The 20052-nt window shown below is 67.1% G+C and carries 12 protein-coding genes; 7 read left to right on the top strand and 5 right to left on the bottom strand.

The window, feature by feature from the left end:
- Position 1: 1 nt before the first annotated feature.
- Positions 2-3922, top strand: coding sequence for a translocation/assembly module TamB domain-containing protein (locus tag DSM104440_RS18370; protein WP_171165256.1), 3921 nt, complete (start codon positions 2-4; stop codon positions 3920-3922).
- Between the two features lie 7 nt (positions 3923-3929).
- On the top strand, positions 3930-4904 hold the full coding sequence (locus DSM104440_RS18365; protein WP_171165254.1) for a cysteine synthase A: 975 nt from the start codon (positions 3930-3932) through the stop codon (positions 4902-4904).
- Positions 4905-4908: 4 nt separating this feature from the next.
- On the opposite strand, the gene DSM104440_RS18360 is transcribed toward DSM104440_RS18365, so the two are convergent.
- Positions 4909-5874 carry a Bug family tripartite tricarboxylate transporter substrate binding protein gene (locus tag DSM104440_RS18360; protein WP_171165252.1) on the bottom strand — a complete coding sequence of 322 codons (966 nt, stop codon included), beginning with the start codon at positions 5872-5874 and terminating at the stop codon, positions 4909-4911.
- A 42-nt stretch (positions 5875-5916) separates the two neighbouring features.
- Entirely contained in the window at positions 5917-9933 is a 4017-nt protein-coding gene (locus tag DSM104440_RS18355) for an LAGLIDADG family homing endonuclease (RefSeq protein ID WP_171165250.1), read from the bottom strand.
- Positions 9934-9981: 48 nt separating this feature from the next.
- On the opposite strand from DSM104440_RS18355, the gene msrA reads away from it, so the two are divergent.
- The 3 genes from msrA (at position 9982) to DSM104440_RS18340 (ending at position 12280) form a co-directional block, all read left to right on the top strand.
- Complete coding sequence (gene msrA / locus DSM104440_RS18350; protein WP_171165248.1) at positions 9982-10536, top strand: peptide-methionine (S)-S-oxide reductase MsrA; 555 nt, start codon at positions 9982-9984, stop codon at positions 10534-10536.
- A gap of 61 nt (positions 10537-10597) precedes the next feature.
- A complete protein-coding gene (locus tag DSM104440_RS18345; RefSeq protein WP_171165246.1) occupies positions 10598-11488 on the top strand; it encodes an adenylate/guanylate cyclase domain-containing protein in 891 nt (296 codons plus the stop codon).
- A gap of 18 nt (positions 11489-11506) precedes the next feature.
- Positions 11507-12280 carry a hypothetical protein gene (locus DSM104440_RS18340; protein ID WP_171165244.1) on the top strand — a complete coding sequence of 258 codons (774 nt, stop codon included), beginning with the start codon at positions 11507-11509 and terminating at the stop codon, positions 12278-12280.
- Here the strand turns inward: DSM104440_RS18340 and DSM104440_RS18335 are convergent.
- The 3 genes from DSM104440_RS18335 to DSM104440_RS18325 are packed head-to-tail and all read right to left on the bottom strand — an operon-like array spanning position 12277 to position 16189.
- Entirely contained in the window at positions 12277-13320 is a 1044-nt protein-coding gene (locus DSM104440_RS18335; RefSeq protein ID WP_171165242.1) for an ABC transporter substrate-binding protein, read from the bottom strand. The genes DSM104440_RS18340 and DSM104440_RS18335 overlap by 4 nt on opposite strands.
- Positions 13317-15425, bottom strand: a complete 2109-nt coding sequence (locus DSM104440_RS18330) for an MFS transporter (RefSeq protein WP_171165240.1) — start codon at positions 15423-15425, stop codon at positions 13317-13319. The genes DSM104440_RS18335 and DSM104440_RS18330 overlap by 4 nt, the downstream gene beginning before the upstream one ends.
- Positions 15425-16189 (bottom strand): hypothetical protein, encoded by a 765-nt coding sequence (locus DSM104440_RS18325; RefSeq protein WP_171165238.1) that lies wholly within the window; start codon positions 16187-16189, stop codon positions 15425-15427. Before DSM104440_RS18325 ends, DSM104440_RS18330 begins: the two co-directional genes overlap by 1 nt.
- Positions 16190-16380: 191 nt before the next feature.
- On the opposite strand from DSM104440_RS18325, the gene DSM104440_RS18320 reads away from it, so the two are divergent.
- Positions 16381-18924: a protein kinase domain-containing protein gene (locus tag DSM104440_RS18320; RefSeq protein ID WP_171165236.1), complete on the top strand. Its 2544-nt coding sequence runs from the start codon at positions 16381-16383 to the stop codon at positions 18922-18924.
- Positions 18925-20049 carry an alpha/beta fold hydrolase gene (locus DSM104440_RS18315; protein ID WP_171165234.1) on the top strand — a complete coding sequence of 375 codons (1125 nt, stop codon included), beginning with the start codon at positions 18925-18927 and terminating at the stop codon, positions 20047-20049. It abuts the gene before it with no gap.
- Positions 20050-20052: the final 3 nt, after the last annotated feature.

The following is a 20052-nucleotide window of genomic DNA, read 5'->3' as shown; positions in this document are numbered from 1 at the left end:
CATGACGCGCCGCCATCTCTTCCTCGGCACGGTGATCCTCTTCGCGGGCACCGCATTGGTCGCGTTCCTCGTCACGCTCTGGGCCGTGGGTTCGAGCGGCGGCGCGAACATGGTGATGGCCGCCGCCGGATTGAAGACCGAAGGACTCGAGGGGCGATTGTTGGGACCGTTGTCCGCGCGCTCGGTCGAATGGCGTCGCCCGAACCTGCTCGTGACGGCCGAGGGCGTGCGCTTCGACTGGACGCCGCTCGGTCTCCTGCGCGGGCGGTTCCACGTGACCGCTCTAACCGTGGACACGATCTCGATCGCGACACCGCCGTCGAAGGAGCGCGGCAAGCTGCCGCTCTCGCTCGAGCCGCCGCTCACCATCCAGGTCGATCGCGCGGATGTGAAGAGTGTCCGCATGGGCACGCTTGCCGAGGGCGGCAAGTGGACGCCGGGTTTCGAGGTGAACGACATCGCGCTCGTGTCCGTGGCCTCGGGGGACGTATGGCGTTTCGACAGCGTGGGTGCGAAGACCGCCGCGGGCCGGCTCGACCTCAAGGGCTCCGTCGGTGCGGTGCGTCCGTTCAAGCTCGACATCACCGCGACGCTCACCGGGGAACGCGAGGGCCGGCGCTACAGCGTGTCGGGCCGCGCCCAGGGCGAGCTCGCGAAGTTCGAGGCGCGCGTGAAAGGCGAGGAGGGCGGCGTGACGGGCGAGGCGACGATCGCGGTCGAGCCCTACGAAGCGCAACCGCTGCGTCACGTGCGCGGCAAGCTCGCGGGCATCGACGTCAACGCCTTCGTGCCGGCCGCGCCGCGCACCGCGATCACGGTGGAAGCGGATCTCGCCGCGACGGGCGACGGCGCGCTTGCGGGGACCGCGAGGCTCGCGAACGCGCAGGCCGGCCCCATCGACCAGCAGCGCCTGCCGGTGAGTGAAGCGCGCGGACGCCTGCATTGGAAGGGCCGGCGCTACGAGCTCACGCAAGCGGCGATCGGTTTCGCCGGAGGCGGCAGCGCGGTGGGCGACGTTCTCGTCGACGGCGAGCGCGCGGAGGCGAAGCTCGCGGTGAGCCGCCTCGACCTCGCCTCGTGGCATTCGAAGCTGCGCGCCACGCAGCTCGCGGGCAACATCACCGCGCATGCGACGAAGCAGGCGCAGAGCTTCGAGCTGAAGCTCTCGGAGCCACGCTTCGAGATTGCCGGTCGCGCGTCGATCGAGAATCGCCGCCTCACGGTGGCCGAAGCGCGCGTTGCGCGAGCCGAATCAGTCGCGCTCCTGCAAGGCTCGATGGCGCTCGACGGGCACCGCGACTTCGAAGTGACCGCGAGCCTCGAGCATGTGGACCCGTCGCGTTTCGCGAAAGTGCCCTCGGGCGACATCAGCGGCAAGCTGCGGGCGAAGGGTTCGCTCTCGCCGTCGCTCGCGGGAGAAGCAACGCTCGAGCTCGCACCGAGCCGCCTCGCGGAGCTCTCGCTCAACGGCCGCGCAACGCTCACGGGCGAAGCGCAGCGCCTGTCACGCGTTGACGTGGAGTTCGCACTTGCCGATGCGCGCCTCAAGGCGCAGGGCGCGTTCGGCCGCGCGGGCGATGCGCTCGCCGTGCAGCTCGCCGCACCCGACCTCGCGGCCATCGGCAAGGCGTTGGGCACGCCGGTCGCTGGCGCCCTCAATGTCGACGCGAATCTCACGGGCACCTTCGCGGCACCCGCGGGCAAGTTCAATGCGAACGGCACGAAGCTGGTCCTTCCCGGCGGAATTTCAATCGCGACCGCGACGGCGCGCCTCGAGCTCGGGACCGAAGCCGAGAGCCGGCTCGATGGCGCGATCGAAATCACCAACCTCGTGCGCAAGGTCGCGGGTGGCACCGACCTGCTCGCCACACGCGCCACCGTCACGACCACCGGATCGCGCGCGAACCAGCGCACGACGCTCGACGCTGCGCTCCCGGCTGAGCTCGCGCGCGAAGGACTGGTGCCGGCGGCAGCGGCCAACGCCCGCGCCGGACGCCTGCGCCTCGTGCTCCAGGGCGGGCTCGACGAGAAAGGTGCGGCGCCCTCGTGGAAAGGCCGCATCGAATCCGGATCGCTCACCGGCACCAACCCGATCTCGCTCACCGCGCCCGCGACGCTCTCGGTGGCGCGCGATCTCGTCGAGCTCGGTGATGTCTCGCTCAAGGGCGACTACGGCGAAGCGCGGCTCGAGCTCACGCGCTGGACGCCCACGCGCATCGAGGCGCGCGGCCACAGCCAGGGCCTGCTCACGCGGCCCCTCGTGCGCGCGCTCGGGCTGCCCAGCAACCCGCGTTCGAACCTCGTGATGGCCGGCGATTGGGACATCAAGGTCACCGACACGGTCGAGGGCTTCGTGCGCATGAAGCGCATTCGCGGCGACGTGCGGCTGGGCGAACCGCCGGTCGCGCTCGGCATCGAAGAGCTCACCGCATCGATCGAAGCCGCGCGCGGCGACGTGAAGGCCACGCTTTCGTTGCGCGGCGGCCAGGTCGGCAAGGTCGATATCCGCGCGTCCACGCAAGTGCGCGGCGGCGCCGAGGGCTGGACGCTCATCAAGGAGGCACCGCTCGCCGGAGAAATCGACGCGGACATGCCCACGCTCGGTTGGGCGGCCGACTGGCTGGGTCCCGATGCGCAACTGCAGGGCGCATTGAAGGGCAAGGTCACGCTCGCCGGCACGGTCGGTTCGCCCTCGTGGCGCGGCAACGTCGCGCTCGAGGGCCTGCAGCTGCGCGAGCCGGGGCTGGGCTTCGACATCGATTCGGGCCGCGTGGCGCTCACGCTCAACGGACAGGAAGTCGTGATCGATCGCCTCGAGCTCTCGAGCGCCTGGCGCCAGCCGCGCCGGGCCGAGCGACGGCTCGAAGGACTGGGACCCGCCACCGGCACGATCAGCGGCAGCGGCCGCATCGACTTCGCCACGCGCACCGGCTCGATCGTCGTGAAGGCCGACAAGTATCCGGTGTCGCAGCACCCGACGCGCTTCGTGGTCGCGAGCGGCGAAGCGAAGGTCGAGGCGAAGGAAGGCGGTCTCACCGTCGTGGGCGCATTCAAGGCCGACGCGGGGTGGTTCGGAATTGCCGACGTGGCGCCGCCGTCGCTGGGCGAGGACGTGATGATCGATCGCGGCGGCGAGCTGCAGCCGGCGAGCACGCGCGACCGCCAGCGCCTCACGCTCGACCTGCGCGTCGGCCTCGGCGACCAGTTGTACTTCTCGGGGCGCGGCCTCTCCACGCGTCTCGCGGGCGAAGTGCGCCTGCGCGGCGAACCGGGCCGCAGCCTGCTCTCGACCGGTTCAATCCGCGCCGACGGCGGAACCTACGATGCGTATGGCCAGAAGCTCGCGATCGAGCGCGGCGTGCTGAACTTCCAGGGCCCGCTCGACAACCCGGGCCTCAATGTCCTCGCGGTGCGAACGGGCCTTCCCGTCGTCGCCGGCGTGGAGATCCTCGGCAACGTGGCGCGTCCGCGCGTGCAGCTCTATTCGCGCCCCGACGTGCCCGACCACGAGAAACTTTCGTGGCTCGTGCTGGGACGCGGTCCCTCGGATGCTTCCGAAGGCGACGCAGCGACCCTGCTCGCGGCAGCCAACGCGATGCTCGGCGGCAATCCCGAGAATCGCCGCATGCTGCGCGGCCTCGGACTCGACGAGGTTCGCGTCGGCCGCGGCGATTCGACGAGCGCGCTCGGCGCGCTGCCGCAGAGCACGGTCGCGGGCAAGACGGGCGCGACCTCGGGCTCCGAAGTCTTCACCGTGGGCAAGCGCCTCACCAAGGACATCTACGTTTCCTACCAGCACAGTCTCGCCGACGCGGAAGCCACGCTGCGCTTCACCTACCAGCTCACCAAGCAGCTCCAGTTGCTGCTGATCGCCGGTGACAAACCAGGTGTCGACGCGGTGTATCGTTTCACCTTCGAGTAGGAGCCCCATGACCCTCCGCGAAGGCTTCATCGGCAGCGTCGGCAACACGCCGCTCATTCGCCTCGCGCGGCTGAGCGAGGAGACCGGCTGCGAGATCCTCGGCAAGGCCGAATTCCTGAACCCGGGCGGCTCGGTGAAGGATCGGGCCGCGCTGTGGATCGTGCGCGACGCGGAAGCGCGCAGCACGCTGAAGCCCGGCGGCACGGTGGTCGAAGGCACGGCGGGCAATACCGGCATCGGGCTCGCGCACATCTGTGCCGCGCGCGGCTACAAGTGCGTGATCGTGATCCCCGACAACCAGTCGCAGGAAAAGATGGATCTGCTGCGCGTGCTGGGCGCCGACGTGCGGCCCGTTCCGCCCAAGCCCTACGTGGACGACGACAACTACCAGAAGATCGCCGGGCGGCTCGCGAAGGAAATCCCGAATGCGATCTGGGCGCAGCAGTTCGACAACGTCGTCAATCGCCAGGCGCACTACGAATCGACCGGCCCCGAGATCTGGAAGGACACCAGCGGTCGGGTCGATGCATTCGTGAGCGCGGTGGGCACGGGCGGCACGCTCGCGGGCACGGCGCGCTTCCTCAAGGAGAAGAAGCCCGGCGTGCGGATCGTGCTCGCCGACCCGCAGGGCAGCGCGCTCTACAGCTGGAAGAAGACCGGCGAGCTGAAGGCCGAAGGCAGCTCCATCACGGAGGGCATCGGCACGACGCGCATCACCGCGAACTTCGAAGGCACGCCGGTCGACGACGCGGTGCAGGTGAGCGACCAATCCGCGGTGACGATGGTCTATCGCCTGCTGCGCGAGGAAGGCCTGTACGTCGGCGGATCGACCGGCATCAACGTCTGCGCCGCCGTCGAGACCGCGAAGATCCTCGGCCCCGGGCACACGATCGTCACGTTGCTCTGCGACCGCGGCTCGCTCTACTTCCAGCGCCTCTTCAACGCGGAGTGGCTGCGCTCCAAGGGCCTTTCACCCAACTAGGCCGTCACTCGGCCTTGATCCCGGCGGCCTTGATGATCGGCCACCACTTTTCGATCTCCGCCTTGTGGAACGCCGCAAAGCCTTCGGGCGTCTGCTGCTCGCGCGAGGCGACGTCGAGGCCGAGCTCCTTGAAGCGCGCCTGCACGACGGGATCGGCGAGCACCTGCACCATCGCGGCATTCAACTTCGCGACGACATCCTTCGGCGTGCCCTTGGGTGCGAAGAGCCCGAACCATCCGGGAAGGTAGAGGCCGGGCACACCCGCTTCATCCGCGCTGGGAACATCGGGCACCGCGGGCGAGCGCTTCGGCGCGAGGTTCGCGAGGGCCTTCACGGTGCCCGCCTTCACCTGCGCCATTGCCGCGGCAGCCTGGATCGCGAGCAAATCGATGTTGCCCGCCATGAGGTCGGTCATCGCCGGACCGCCGCCGCGATACGGAACGAGCAGCACGGTGGTGCCCGTCAATTGCTGCATCAGGACCGCAGCCGTCTGCGCGGCGGCCTGCTGGTTGGCGAAGTTCGCCTTGCCCGGGTTCGCCTTCATCCACGCGACGAGACCCTTCATGTCATCGACCGGGAGCGTTTTCCTGGCGAGCAGCAACTGCGGATTCATCGACAGCAGGCCGATCGGTTCGAAGTCCTTCTGCAGGTCGTAGTTGAGCGTGTACACCACGCCGTTGGCGACGTGGTTGTCCCACTGGCCGATGTCGATCGTGTAGCCGTCGGGTGTCGAGCGAGCGACGCGCCCCGCGCCGATGCTCCCGCCGGCGCCGCCGACGTTTTCCACGACCACGGTTTGTCCCAAGGGCCCGCGCATCTTCTCGGCCATGATGCGTGCGATCGCATCGGTCGAGCCGCCGGGCGGGAACGGACTGATCAGCGTGACGGGGCGGGAGGGAAATGCCGGAGCCTGGGCCAGCGCGAAGCTGGCGAACAGCGAGAGTGCGATCGCGACGGCGAGCTTGCGCATGGTGTTCTCCCCTTGTTGCTGCTTGTGGTGCTGCTTGTTGTTCTAGCCGCAGTAGCCGGTCCAGCCGCAGGCCGAGCAGAAGTCGCAGCCGTCCTTGCGGATCACGGTGGCGTTGCCGCATTCGCGGCACAGCGCGCCGCGCATGACGCGCGGCTCCTCGATGCCGCGCGGCGCTTCGAGCACGCCCATCTCGCGCACCGGGTAGCCGCGCTCGTCGAGCACGCCCAGCATCGCGTAGCGATGGATCACGAGGGCCGCGACATACGCGACCGTCGAGGGCCAGTTGCGCTGGCGCCGTTCGCCGGGGACGAACGCCATGAAGTCGCCCAGCGGTTCGGAGTAGTCGAGGAGCTTGCGGAGCTTCATCCCGATCCACGCCGGATCGACCACGCGCATGTCGAGCGAGAGGATGCGCGTGAGGCCATCGAGCGCGCGCGGGTAATGCCCCGAGAGCCAGAGCGAGTACGGCCGCATCTGCCCGTCGGGCATCTGCACTTCCTTCATGCCCAGCACGAACTCGTCGTGCGAAGCGGGGTTCGAGACATCCACGGTCCACGAGAGCGTGCCGTCGGTTCCCGTGCGCGGCTCCTCGACGCTGAACATCGCATCGAGCACGGGCAGGGATCCGGGTGCATCGAACACCTTCAATTTCTCGCAGCGCCACCGCACGATCTGCGCCATCGCCGAGACCACGCCGGGCACGGCCTTCACTTCCCCGTTGGGCGGGAAGCGCATCTCGAACGCGTCGTCCCCCGCCGTCTGCGCGAGTGCCTCGAGCTTCATGCGCAGCCACGCGCGGTCGTTGGCGCGCATGTCCATCGAGAGCGTCTTCGCCACGGCACCCAGGCCGCGCGGTTGCTCGGCGCCGTTGACCCACACCTCGAACGGGAACGCGCGCGCATCCTCGCCTTCGACGTGGCCCACGAAGAGCGCGAAGCGGCCGAAGGGTGAGTCGATCATGTACGTCCACGCCGGGTTGCCTTCGGGCAGCTCGGGCCGGCCCGGCCAGCGCAGGCTCGCGAGCACGGGCTCGGGCAACTTCTTGATCGCGAGGCGGTGGTTCGCGCCATCGGTCGCGGTGGGCGCGGGCGCCGCCGGCACCGCGGGCGCGGTGGCGGGTGCGGGTGTTGCGGTCAGCACGGCGCCGATCACGTCATTGGGCCGATAGGTGGCGAGCCCCTTGAGGCCCGCCTTCCAAGCGGAAAGGTAGAGACCTTCGAAGTCCTTGTACGGATAGTCCTCGGGCACGTTCACCGTCTTCGAAATGCTCGTGTCGATGAACGGCGCCACGGCGGCGACCATCTGCATGTGCGATTGCGCGGAGATCTCGAGCGCGGTGACGAAGTACGCGGGCAGCGGCGCGTTCGCGCCGTGCGCATGGCGATAGCGGCGCCACGCGTGATCCTCGACGCGGAACTCCTTGTGCGTGCCGTCGCGCATGCGCTTCCTGCGCGTGTAGGTCCACGAGAACGGCGGCTCGATGCCGTTGGAGGCGTTGTCGGCAAAGGCGAGGCTGATCGTGCCGGTGGGCGCGATCGAGAGCAGGTGCGAGTTGCGCAGGCCGTGCTTGCGAATGCGTTCCTTCAACGCCGCGGGCAGGCGCGAAGCGAAATTGCCGCCCGAGAGGTAGAGGTCGGCATTGAAGAGCGGGAACGCGCCGCGCTCCTTCGCGAGCTCCACCGATGCTTCGTACGCCGCGTCGCGCATCGCTTCCGAGATGCGGGCCGCCATGTCGCGCGCCTCCTGCGTGTCGTAGCGCAGGCGCAGCATCAGCAGCGCATCGCCCAGCCCCGTGAACCCGAGGCCCACGCGCCGCTTGGCCATGGCCTCGGCGCGCTGCGCATCCAGCGGCCAGGGCGTGACATCGAGCACGTTGTCGAGCATGCGCACGCTCACCGCCACGTTCTGCGCGAAGGCCGCGAAGTCGAAGCTCGCGTTGGCGGCGAAGGGCTCGCGCACGAAACGCACGAGGTCGATCGAGCCGAGGCAGCAGCAGCCGTACGGGGGCAGGGGCTGCTCGGAGCAGTTGTGCACGTACAAGCCATTGGCATCGAACGCATGAACGTCCGATACCTCGACATCAAACACATCCTCGACTCCTTCCGGAGTGAGCGACTCGAAAGTCGCCAAAAACCGTTCCCGATTCAGCGTCCTGACGTAGCCTGCCAACGATGCATCGAGCCGCTCCTGCTTCTCTACATCCGAAAAGCCGATGACGTCGGCGAAGCGCGCGATGTTCTGGCCGCTAATCACGAGTTCATGCGCCGTTTGCGTTGGATACAGGCGATGGCCACCCCGTCCATCCGGGAAGAGTCCTTCACCAGCAGCCTTCCGATCCTTATAGATGGTGGATGCGATGCCCAGTCGCAGCAGCATCCGCTGCACTGCCTCGAGGCACGGCAGGCTTACCTGTCCCAAGCGCACAGATACGCCTTTCTCCTGCGAGCCTTGTACGGATCCATCGGCATCGAAGAAACCACGAAGAAATCCCTGATGAAAACGCGATGACGTTCGCTCGATGGCCGCCGTGACCTTCTTGTGGCCGATAACCATCCCGAGTTCCCCGGCAAGGTCGCGCAACGATGCGAGTTGAAGCCTGAAATGCCCTCGCGTACGAGGAACCTCAACCCATCCCGAGAAATCCGCGCGATGGGGCAGGGTGCATGCGGCGTCGTAAGCCGCTTGCATCATTGATGCGACGCCCGGCGACAGCCGAACGCCGCCGTTAGCCTCTCGTGCGAAGTCGGGATCCCATGCACCGAGCACGGCGCCTTCCTTGTGGAGATGGCCATCCCCGACAAGCAGCCCGACGAGGTAGCCTTCCTGGAACGAATGCGCGCCCTCCCATCGCACCGTCTCCCGATGGTTGTGAATGCCAATCTGGTCGCCCGACTTCAGTTCGCTGGCGGCGGCCCACTCGCTCTCGAGTCGATAGCGCGTCGAATGCCAGACACGAAGGACGGGGTGATCGGCAGTGAGGCGAACCGAATGGCCCTCGCGAGTGCGAAGTCGATACACCGGCTTCGTTCCCGTCTTGAAAAAGCCAGTCGAAACTGTTTGGTACGCGCGCCCGCCCACGACTGCCTCGAAGGGCGTGTCGAGCAGCTCCGATACCTGCCGCGGACCGTCAGACGTCATGACCCACGTGTCTGCGGTCACGCAAGGGTTCGTCGACTCGATCGTCTCGCAGTAGTGCAGGTTGTTGTCGCGGTTCATGCGGTCGAGGAACACCACGCCCGGCTCCGCATGGTCGTACGTCGAGCGCATCACCTGGCCCCAGATCTCGCGCGCCGCGACCTTGCGGTAGACCCACAGGCCGTCGCCGCGCTTGTATGCGCCCGCATCCTTCACGGCCTGCGACGGCTCGGCCTTGTGCACGAGCTCCACGGGGGCATCGGCCTCCACCGCGCGCATGAAGTCGTCGGTCACGCCCACCGAGATGTTGAAATTGGCGAGGTCGCCTTCATCTTTCGCGTGGATGAAGGTTTCGATGTCGGGATGGTCGCAGCGCAGCACGCCCATCTGCGCGCCGCGCCGCGCGCCCGCGGATTCCACGGTTTCGCAGGAACGATCGAACACGCGCATGTACGAGACCGGCCCGCTCGCGCGCGAGGCGGTCCCGTGGACGAAGGCGCCCTCGGGACGGATCGAGGAGAAGTCGTAGCCCACGCCGCCGCCGCGGCGCATGGTCTCGGCGGCTTCAGCGAGCGCGGTGTAGATGCCCGGGCGGCCATCGACCAGTTCGGTGATGGAATCGCCCACGGGTTGCACGAAGCAATTGATCAGCGTGGCGGTGAGCGAAGTGCCCGCGGCCGAGGCGATGCGTCCCGCAGGGATGAAGCCCGCTTCCTGGGCGGCGAGGAAGCGCTCTTCCCACTTCGCGCGGTCGGCGTCCTTCTCGCGCGCGGCCAGCGCCTTGGCCACGCGCAGGCGCACGTCGCGCTGCGTCCGTTCGGCGCCTTTCGCGTATTTCTCGAGCAGCACCTCGCCGGAGATCTCCTGCGGGGCAGGGGTCCCGGTGGCGGTTAGACTGGCTGCATGAAGGTCGCTGGGCGTCATCCGAAAGGGTTGGACCCGCGGGCAATCACATAGTTTAGGAGCAAAAACATGGCTGAGGAAGGGAAAGTCCGCGAAGTCGCCACGCTCGCGGGCGGATGTTTCTGGTGTGTCGAGGCCGTCTTCGACCAGCTGAAGGGCGTCGAAGCGGTGGAGTCGGGCTACATGGGCGGCTCCAAGGAGAACCCCACGTACGACGACATCTGCACAGGCCGCACGGGCCACGCGGAAGTCATCCGCGTGACGTTCGATCCGGCCGTGCTTTCGTATCGCGACCTGCTCGCCGTGTTCTTCGCGGTCCACGATCCGACCACGCTCAATCGCCAGGGCAACGACGTCGGCACCCAATACCGGTCCGCGATCTTCTTCCATACGCCGGAACAGGAGAAGGCCGCGCGCGAAGTGATCGCGCGGCTCTCGCAGCAGAAGCTCTGGCGCGATCCCGTCGTTACAGAGGTAACGGCTGCGTCGCGTTTCTACCAGGCCGAGGACTACCACCAGGAGTATTTCGCTCGCGTGGGCACCGCAAATCCGTATTGCAGCTTTGTCATCGAGCCCAAGGTCGCCAAGTTCCGCAAGGATTTCATGGAGCGGTTGAAGCGGTAGTTGTGGCAAACTTTTGCCGTTCCGGAGAGAGCGGGACGAACGAATTCCGACCGGGGGGTGAATGCAGGACCAGGAACAGGCCAGGGGCTGCGTGCTGTTTGCCGACGTGAGCGGCAGCACGAAGCTCTACGAAGCCGTGGGAGACTCCGCCGCGCACGCGGCCATCGACATGTGCGTCAAGCTGTTCGCTTCGATCACGCTCAAGCACCAGGGGCGCGTGATCAAGACGATCGGCGACGAGGTCATGAGCGTGTTCTCGCAGGGAACCGACGCCGCGCGCGCCGCCGTCGAGATGCAAACGGATCTCAGCGAGCTCGCTCCCGTGGGCAACGTTCGCATGGGCGTGCGCATCGGCCTGCACTTCGGGCCCATCGTCGAGCGCGAGGGCGACATCTTCGGCGACACCGTGAACCTCGCCTCGCGCCTGACCGAGATGGCCGCGCGCAACCAGATCATCACCTCGCTCGAGACCGTGAACCTCCTCGAGCCGCTGCTCAAGATGGATTGCCGCCGCCTCTATTCCATTCCCGTGAAGGGCAAGGCCGAAGAGGTCAGCATCTGCGAGGTCCTGTGGTCGGGCACGGACGACGAGACCACGCTTGCCACGCGCACGACTGCGCGCACGTCCAGCGCCGCGGTGTTGCGCCTGGTCTACGGCGAGAAGACCATCCGCCTGCCGCTCGACTGCCGCTCGCTCGTGCTCGGCCGCGACGCGACCGCCGACCTCGTGATTCCCGACCGCATGGCCTCGCGCGCGCACTGCGAGGTCGAGCAACGCCAGAACAAATTCATCGTGATCGACCGGAGTGCCAACGGAACCTGGATCACCGTCGACGGCGAACCGCCGGTGATCCTGCGACGCGAGGAAGCGATGCTGCGCGGGAAGGGCTCGATCACGCTGGGCCACTCCCTCGACGGCGCCACGGAGATCGTGCAATACCACTGCGAGTAGTTCCACATTGGAGGACGGATGGGCATCAAGGATTGGTTCGGCGGCGACAAGAAGAAGGCGGAGTTCCGGGAAGAAGCGAAGAAGCTCGCGACCGGACCGCTCACCCCCAAGACGGCCGCCCAGCTCGAGAAGCTGCGCGAGGATCACGGCATCGAGGACGCGGGCGACGACAAGACCGTGCTTCGCCGCGAGATCTACAACACCGCGGCCAAGGATGCGCAGGCGCGCGGCAAGCTGAGCGCCGGTGAAGCCGCCGAGCTCGCGAAGATCCAGAAATTCCTCGCGCTGCGCGACGACCAGGTCGATCGCACCAAGCAGAACCTCTCCAAGCTTCGCGTGCTCACCGAAATCCGCCAGGGCCGCATTCCGGTGGTGCCCAAGGAAAACGCGGCGCTGCGCCAGGTGCAGTTCCAGCCCGGCGAGATCGCGCACTACGCGGTGCAGGTCGAAATGCTCGATCGCCCGACGACGTCAGGGCGCGATGGCGTGGCCGTGAAGTGGGGCAAGCCCTACGTGGCGAACTCGGCGAAGGTCCAGGGGATGCCGCTCGACGGCGCGCGCAGCCAGGGCGAGGGTTACCTCATCCTCACCAACCAGCGGCTCATCTTCAAGAGCGGGATGAAGCCCGCGGCGGCCATCGCGTACTCGCCGCAGGCCGAGATCCACCTCTATGCCGAAGGCCTGCGCCTGCAGCGCACGGTCGGCAACACGCTGCTCGTTTTCAAATCGCAGTCGGAAGATACCGCGGAGATCGTCGGCGAACTGCTTGCCGCGCTGATGCGCGACCGCTAGTTGGTCGCGGCCTGCCCGTCGGGGCCGAGCAACTCGGCGTAGTTGAACATCGGCAGCGGCGGCGGCAGCTTCAGCGCCTCCGCGACCTCGAGCCTCACCTGCAGCGAGAAGCGCGTGAGGGTCTCGACCGGGATCTTGTCCGCGGGCACGCGGTTGATCAGGATCTGCTCGACCTTGTAGGCCGTGAACTGGCCGATCGCGTGGTAGCGGCTCACGAGGCCGGTGAGCGCACCCGTCTCCATCAGCTGCTCGGTCGATGCGAAGGTGGGCAATCCGACTTCCATCGCCGCGGGGATGATCACCTTCTTCGTCTGCGTGCCGAGGAACGAATCGGGCGGAAGGTAGAGCCAATCGACCCGCTGGTGGTTCTTCAACTGGCGGACCATCTCGGGCGCGCCGTCGATGATCACTTTCTTTTCCGCATCCAGCCGGAAGGGATAGGCGATCACCGTGAAGCCGAGCTTCTTGCCCACGGCACGCACCTCGTCGACCACCACCACGGAGTTCTGCTCGGTGGGCGTGTAGAGCATGCCGATCGACTTGAACGGGCGGTAGGAAGCCATCGCACGCATCTGCGCCTCGATGGGCGCCACGTGGAAGACGCCGGTCACGTTGCGGCCCGGGTTCTTGAGATCGGGGACGATCTTCGCGAGCACGGGCGAGGCGACGAGCGTGAAGACCACCGGAATGTCGGTGATGTACTTGGACGGATCGGGCTTGTCGTGCGGGCCCACCACGCCCAGCGTCACCGACGTGCCCCAGGTGTAGATGAGGTCGGGCCGCGTGCGGCGGATCTCGTCGATGAATCCGGGCATGCGCGACGCGTCGCGATTCAAGTCCCTGAAGGTGATCTCGACCGGGATGCGGCGAGAGGCGAAGTAGTCCTGGAACCCGCGTTCGACATCGGTCATGCCGCGGAACGTGATCGCGTAGATGCGCAGCGGCTTCGTGCGCGTTTGCGCCTGCGCGTCGGTCGCGACCACGACCGACCACACGGCGGCGGCAACGAGCACGATGCGCGCGAAGAAAGTGGTGTTCATCGAGCGGCCTCGTGGTGGAGGGGGCCATAGCGCGTCAGGAGCGCGAACAGCAGTCCGCAGACGAACACGAACAGGCTGATCGCGACGAAGGCGCCCTGGTAGCCCCAGAGGATCACCAGCACGCTCGCGATCAGGGGACCGAGCACGTTGCCGAAGCGCTCGAGCAGGCGATAGACGCCGTAGACCGCATCGGCGCCGTACTTCCTGATCTCTTCCTGGCAGTGCTCGCCCACGAGCGCCGATTGCGCCGCGATCGAGAGTGCCTGTCCCAGGCCGAGCAGGAACACCACGCCGAACAGCACCAGGAAGCTCTCCGAGACCAGCAGCAGGAATCCGCCCAGGCCCGAGATCACGAGGCCGAGCGACACATAGCGCTCGCGGCGCAGGGAGGCGTCCGACTGCGTGGCCGCGAACGGCACGACCAGCACCATCATGATCGCGTAGACCATGAGCATGCGGCCCGCCATCGCCTGCGTGTTGCCGATCGAGACGATGTAGAGCGGCACGAGGTAGAAGCACACGCCCGTGAGCAGGATCTTCGCGGGCATCGCCGCGAGGCCCGTGAGCGTCATGAAGCGGCGGTTGAAGATGAGGGCGACCACTTCGGAGAGCTTGGGCGCGCGCGTGGTGGGCACGTCGACATCCCGTTCCTCTTCCTTGGGCAGCCGCACGATCGCGAGCAACGACAGGAAGGCCATGCCGGCGGAGACGGCGAACGACAGGCGGAAGCCGATGTTGTCGGCGAGGATGCCGCCGATCGAAGGCCCGCACACGGTGGCCACCATGATCGCGCCGATGAACAGCGCGAAGCCCTGCGCGCGGTTGTTGCCGTCGGTGCGGTCGAGCACGTAGCCCTGTGCCGAGACGAACACCATGCCGTAGCCGAGCGCGCACAGCGAGCGCCACAGGAGCAGGTCGTAGAGGTTGTAGGCGAGCGAGGTGGCGGCGAAGCCGATCGTCGCGAGGATCGCGCCCACGAGCATCGCCTGGCGGCGCCCGACGCGCTCGCTCCAGCCGCCCAGGTAGGGCTGGCCCAGCGCCACGATCAGCATGAACAGCATGATCGGCAGGCCGATCACGACCTGCGGCGAGATCCCGGGGATCGGCACGATCAGCTGGTTCACGTAGCCCGGCAGGTAGGAGCGCGTGAGCTCCTCGGCGAGGATGAACGCGAAGAGCGGCGCGCGGATGCGGTTGAGGTCGGTTTCCTCGGTCTTCTGTTGCGCCGCACCGTCGCCGAAGCGCATGCGCGTGTGCAGTGAATCCATCGCGGCCGCGGCGGCGGCGAGCTTCTCGCGCGCGGCGGGCGCGGCGTTCTTCATCTTCGAGTTCAAGTCGCCCAGGAGGAACTCGAAGCGCACGTTCAGGTGGTCGATCGCCGAATCGATCCAGCGAAGCAGCCGCCCGATCTCGTCGTTCACGCGGATGCGGCCGCTCGGCGTGAAGTCGCCCACCTTCATGCGCTCGACCTGGCGCGTGAATTCCCCGAGGCCCGAAGCGAGGCGGGCACCGGCCATGAAGTTCAGCAGCTCGAGCGTGAAGAACAGCGACACCACCAGCACCACCACGATGTCGAGCAGCACTTCGAGCAGCACGCGGTCGACGAACGCCGAATCGATGCCGATGTGGAGCATGCCCTTGGGCGTCTTGCCGGCTTCGACGATCGGGATCGACACCACGAAGAGCGCGCCGAGCTTCACGGCGGGCACGGGCAGGCCCGGCGAGGTGAGGCCGGCGAGCACGGCGGGACGGCTGAAGTATTCGCGCGCCGCCGGCGGTTCCTTGCCGCGCGTGAAGAGCACGCGGCCGCTCGCGTCGGTGAGCGCGATGTGCGCGAACTCGGGACTTTCGGCGAGCACTTCGTCGAAGGTCTGCTCCACGCCGTAGAGCGAGTCGAAGGGGATGCCCGCACCCGTGGCCTTGAGCACGAGCGCGCGAACCGAGGCGCCGACCGTGATGGCCTTCTTCTCGGTCTCGGGAACGAGCTCGCGCTGGAAAGCGCTGTGCGAGAAGTACGAAACCACGGCGAGCCCCACCACCACGCTCGCCATGATCACGCCGGCGAGCTGCCAGTAGATGCGCCAGAGGTAATTCTTGTCGAGCATCAGGCGCCCGCTGCGTCGAGCTTGCCGCGTACTTCGTCGAGGCCCTTGTTTGCCTGGGATAGCGAATCGCGCATCGACTCGATGGCCGGCCCGAAGGGCGAATCGGTCGGGATCGGCGCGCCCGCCCCGTCCTCGAGGTGGCTCACCGCCGACTCCAGTACGAGGAGATCGCGCTCGAAGCGCCGGATGACGATGATCAGCACGAAGGGCGTGATCAAGGCGACCGCCAGGAAGGCGAGGCCCGAGGCGATCGCGATCTCGCGGCCGACCTTCGCAGTCGCCTTGCTGACGTAGTCCGCCGAATAGCGCAGCGCGAGGTAGCCGACCGTCAGGTCGAAGTTGTTCTTGAGGGTGATGCCGGCGACGAGCTCTTCACCTTCCTCGGTGCTCCACTCGGTGCCCTTGGTGAGCTCGGCAATCCTGAGCCAGCTCGCGGGAACCTCGCGCTTCACGCGCGTGGGGTCCGTGCTGTAGATCACCTGGCCGGTGTGGTCGAAGACGTCGAAGCCGGTCGTGAGCTCGTCGCTTTCGAGCTCGCGCTTCATCAGGTCGGTGAGGGTGGCGAGGTCGGTGAACTGCATGCCGACCGAAAGGGAGGCCTGCACCGTGTTCTCGATGTTGCGGCCCGTCACGAGGACGCGCGAACGCACCGTCTCCCCGAACGTGCTCTTGTACTTGAAGTAATCGAGGAAAGCGGCCATCCCGATCGCGAAAAACCCGACCGCCAGTGCCACCAAGATGAACCGGATGCGAATCGTGCCCATGCGCCGGACGTTCCCCTCTCAGGAGGTTATCACGGGATGTTAGCACGAAGGCTTGTCCAATTCCTCAAGGATTAGACGTAAGTGGTTGTCTAGCCGAGGGTTTTGGTGCGCTGGTTCACAGTCTGGCTGACAGATTTTGTGGTAGGTTTGCGAAGTCCGGGTCATAGGCGCACGGACGCAGGGAGAACGAGTTGTCCGAGAACCCCAAAAGCGGCGCGGAAAAGACCCTGGTCGATGCCGACCAGCAGGCCCGCCTGCGCGCTTTTTCCGACGACGATCGGACCCTCCCGAACACCGCCCACGCCTCTGTAGCGGACCGCACCCAGCCTGGTCGCGCGTCCGACCGCACCCTCCCCGCGACCCCGCCCGAACGCACCCAGCCCGACACCAGGACCATGGTCGACCCGACCGCACTCGCGCACGGCGAGGACGGCGAGAGGACGTTCATGGACCCGGGTGCCGGGGCCGAACCGGCGGCCAACGAGCCCCGGCGCGCGTTACAGGCGAAACCTGCCGCCCCCAGCAACAGCCTGCCGGTCGGCTTCCGGCTGTACGAATACCGCATCGACGCGGTCCTGGGCCAGGGCGGCTTCGGCATCGCCTATGCCGCGACCGACGTGAACCTGAATGCCAAGGTCGTCATCAAGGAATACCTGCCCGAAGACTTCGCCTACCGCACCGTCGACAACACGGTGTCGGCCCGGGCCGACGACGACCAGGAGTTCTACCAGAACGGCCTCGACGCGTTCCTGATCGAGGCGCGCACGCTCGCGACCTTCCGCCATCCGCACATCGTGCGCGTGGCGCGCTTCTTCGAAGCGCACAAGACCGCGTACATGGTGCTCGAGTACGAGCGCGGCCAGTCGCTCAAGACCTGGCGCAAGAAGCGCGCGAACGTCTCCGAGCACGAGATCGTCACGCTGTTCGCGCCGCTCTTCGACGGCCTCGCGGTCGTGCATCGCGCGGGCTACCTGCACCGCGACATCAAGCCCGACAACATCTACATGCGCGACGAGGACGGCAGCCTGGTGCTGCTCGACTTCGGCGCGGCGCGCCAGACGGCGAGCGAGGCGGCCGATGTCGCCGCGGTCGTCACGCCCGGCTACGGCCCGATCGAGCAATACGCGGGCGGCGGCCGCCAGGGCCCGTGGACCGACATCTATGCGATGGGCGCCACGCTCTTCTGGATGGTCACGGGCAAGAAGCCCATCGAGGCGCCCGAGCGCATGGCGCCCGAAGATCCGCTGCCGAGCGCTGAATTGCTCTGCCAGGGGAAGTTCAGCGTCGAGTTCCTGCGCGCCATCGACTGGGCGCTGAAGCTCCACCCCAAGGACCGGCCGCAGGACATGAACCAGTTCCGCGCCGCCCTGTTCGCGAATCACTCGGGAACGCTCGGCCTGCAGGATGCGCTGCTCGCGAGCGACGACGAATACACCGCGGGCGGTGGCGACAGCTGGATCGCCGCGTTCAGCACGCCGCGCCAGCTCAAGGCGAAGCTCTCGCGCTTCGGCCGCGCGCTCGTTCGCCCCGGCTCCTGGCCGATCGCGATCAAGCTCACGCTCGCGATGATCGCGACCGCGCTGGCACCCATGCTGATCACGGCTTACTACAACCTCAACGGCACGACCGAGGCGGTGAGCGCCAACGAGCTGCGCAACCTCGAGCAGATCGCCGGCAGCAACGCGAAGCACATCGGGCAGCTCGTGGGCGACAGCCGCAACCTCGCCAATTACCTGGGCACCGACGCGGACTTCGTCGAATTCCTCTCGCGGCCGCCCACCGAAGCCGGCAAGGCCGCGCTGAAGGTCAAGCTCGACGGCCTCATCAAGTCCAACCCGGACGTGCAGCTCGCGATGGTGATGGACCCGAGCGGCACCGCGGTCGTGTCGAGCGACCCGCAGGTGATGGGGCGCAAGTTCCAGTTCCGCGAATACTTCCGCGTCGCGATGACCGGCAAGCCCTTCATGACCGGCATCATCGTGGGCTCCGTCGCGGGCGCGCCCGGCGTCTTCTTCTCGAACCCGGTGTTCGCGGCCGACGGCAAGACCGTGATCGGCGCGGTGGTCCTGCGCATCCTCGCGGCCCCGATCGGCACGATCCTCAAGGGCGCGCAGCTCGGCCAGGACCGCATCCCGTTCCTCGTGGACGAGGACGGCGTGATCGTCTGGCACCCGAACGACAAGCTGCTCTACACGAGCCTCATGCCGCTCAAGAAGGAAGTGGTCGACGAGATCAAGGACGACCAGCGCTTCCGCAAGAACACCATCGACTCGATCAACCAGCCCGAGCTCGAGAAGGTCGCCGTGGGCCTGTCGATCTCGGGCAACGTGAGCTACAACTCGACGGTGAACAAGCGCGAGGAGATCGCGGGCTTCGCGCCCGTCCCCGGCACGGAATGGACGGTGGTGGTGTCCGAGTCGCGCGATTACTTCGCGGCACCGCTCAACGCGCTCTTCCAGAACGTGCTGCTGTCGGTGGCACTCGTGGGCGCGGTCTTCCTGCTCCTCGCGATGATCTTCGCGCGCACCATCGTGCGCCCGATCGAACAACTGACGCTCGCCGCCCACGCCCTGAAGAGCGGCGACTACGCCAACGCCAATATTGCAGTCCGCTCCAACGATGAGGTGGGACAACTCGCCCGGACATTCAACGTCATGATCGACGTATTGCGGCAGAGAGAGCGCGAACGCGCCGGCCGCCGCACAGCTCTGGGGTACGACAAAGAGGAGGCCTAAATGGCCCGGAAGCAACCCGGCACGGAGCGCGGCGCACGCGCACCGCGCCACGACCCGGATTGGGAACCGCCCATCCCCGGCAGGCGTCGCGTCATCGCGACGTGGGACGATTACATGGACATCGCCAAGCGCGTGGTGGGACGTTTCCACGACCGCTTCGACCTGCGCCATTTCGACTACTGGCATCCCGAGCAGCTGCAGCGCAAGGTCGCCCCCCGCTTTCGCAAGCGCTATCCCGTCAAGGTGGCCTATACCGACTGGGGCGATCCCGATCGCCAGACGGTGGTGTGCTGCGGCGGTGTCGCCAACACGGCGATGCGCTTCAACTATCTCGCCGCGGACCTCTCGGACAAGTACCGCGTCGTCTGCATGGACTGGGTGGGCCGCGGGCGCTCGGCGTGGATGGCCGATGAGAAGGACTACTCGCTCGGGACCTACGTCGAGCAGTTGAAGCAGCTGATCGAGCACCTGGGCGGACGGCCGGTGATCCTCCTGGGCTCGTCACTGGGCGGCAGTGCGGCCATCGAGCTCGTCGCGAGGTATCCAAATCTCGTCGACAAGCTGATCCTCAACGACATCGGCCCGTTCATTCCGAAGAAGCGCCGCAAGCGCCGCTCGCAGACGCTCGCGCGCCACTACGTCTTCCGCGATCCGGGCGACCTGCTGCGCAAGATCGGCGCCTCGCAGAAGAACGACGGACCGATCAGCGACGACATCCGCTTCAACGTCACCTTCCACCAGACGCGCTGGTCGGACGAGGACGGCGGGCGCGTGTATCGCCACGACGTGCGCGCGCTCCAGGCCTATCGCGAGGACGCGAAGGACAGCCTCGACCAGTGGAAGCACTGGCGCCGCATCAAGTGCCCGGTGATGCTCATCCACGGGATGCTCTCGGACGCGTTGCTGCCGATGACCATCAAGAAGATGAAGGCCTCGGGCAACGTGACGCTCATGCACGTGCCCGACACGGGGCACACGCCGGTGCTCTCGGATCGCAACCAGAACTGGTTCATCCACGAGTGGCTGGTGGGCAGCGCGGTAGGAGGGTGCGGCGAATGGACCGTGCTGCATGCGAAGCCGCGCAAGGAGCAGCCCCACAACATCGCCACCCTGCGGGTGGCCTAGGTC

This window comes from Usitatibacter palustris, assembly GCF_013003985.1.
Taxonomy (GTDB): domain Bacteria; phylum Pseudomonadota; class Gammaproteobacteria; order Burkholderiales; family Usitatibacteraceae; genus Usitatibacter; species Usitatibacter palustris.
Note: the sequence above shows the minus strand (reverse complement) of the source record. Positions and strands in the feature narration are given on the sequence as shown.

Excerpts from the sequence above, each read along its gene's own strand:
- DSM104440_RS18370 (WP_171165256.1), top strand. The coding sequence starts at position 2 with ATGACGCGCCGCCATCTCTTCCTCGGCACGGTGATCCTCTTCGCGGGC.
- DSM104440_RS18365 (WP_171165254.1), top strand. The coding sequence starts at position 3,930 with ATGACCCTCCGCGAAGGCTTCATCGGCAGCGTCGGCAACACGCCGCTC.
- DSM104440_RS18360 (WP_171165252.1), bottom strand. The coding sequence starts at position 5,874 with ATGCGCAAGCTCGCCGTCGCGATCGCACTCTCGCTGTTCGCCAGCTTC.
- DSM104440_RS18355 (WP_171165250.1), bottom strand. The coding sequence starts at position 9,933 with ATGACGCCCAGCGACCTTCATGCAGCCAGTCTAACCGCCACCGGGACC.
- msrA (WP_171165248.1), top strand. The coding sequence starts at position 9,982 with ATGGCTGAGGAAGGGAAAGTCCGCGAAGTCGCCACGCTCGCGGGCGGA.
- DSM104440_RS18345 (WP_171165246.1), top strand. The coding sequence starts at position 10,598 with ATGCAGGACCAGGAACAGGCCAGGGGCTGCGTGCTGTTTGCCGACGTG.
- DSM104440_RS18340 (WP_171165244.1), top strand. The coding sequence starts at position 11,507 with ATGGGCATCAAGGATTGGTTCGGCGGCGACAAGAAGAAGGCGGAGTTC.
- DSM104440_RS18335 (WP_171165242.1), bottom strand. The coding sequence starts at position 13,320 with ATGAACACCACTTTCTTCGCGCGCATCGTGCTCGTTGCCGCCGCCGTG.
- DSM104440_RS18330 (WP_171165240.1), bottom strand. The coding sequence starts at position 15,425 with ATGCTCGACAAGAATTACCTCTGGCGCATCTACTGGCAGCTCGCCGGC.
- DSM104440_RS18325 (WP_171165238.1), bottom strand. The coding sequence starts at position 16,189 with ATGGGCACGATTCGCATCCGGTTCATCTTGGTGGCACTGGCGGTCGGG.
- DSM104440_RS18315 (WP_171165234.1), top strand. The coding sequence starts at position 18,925 with ATGGCCCGGAAGCAACCCGGCACGGAGCGCGGCGCACGCGCACCGCGC.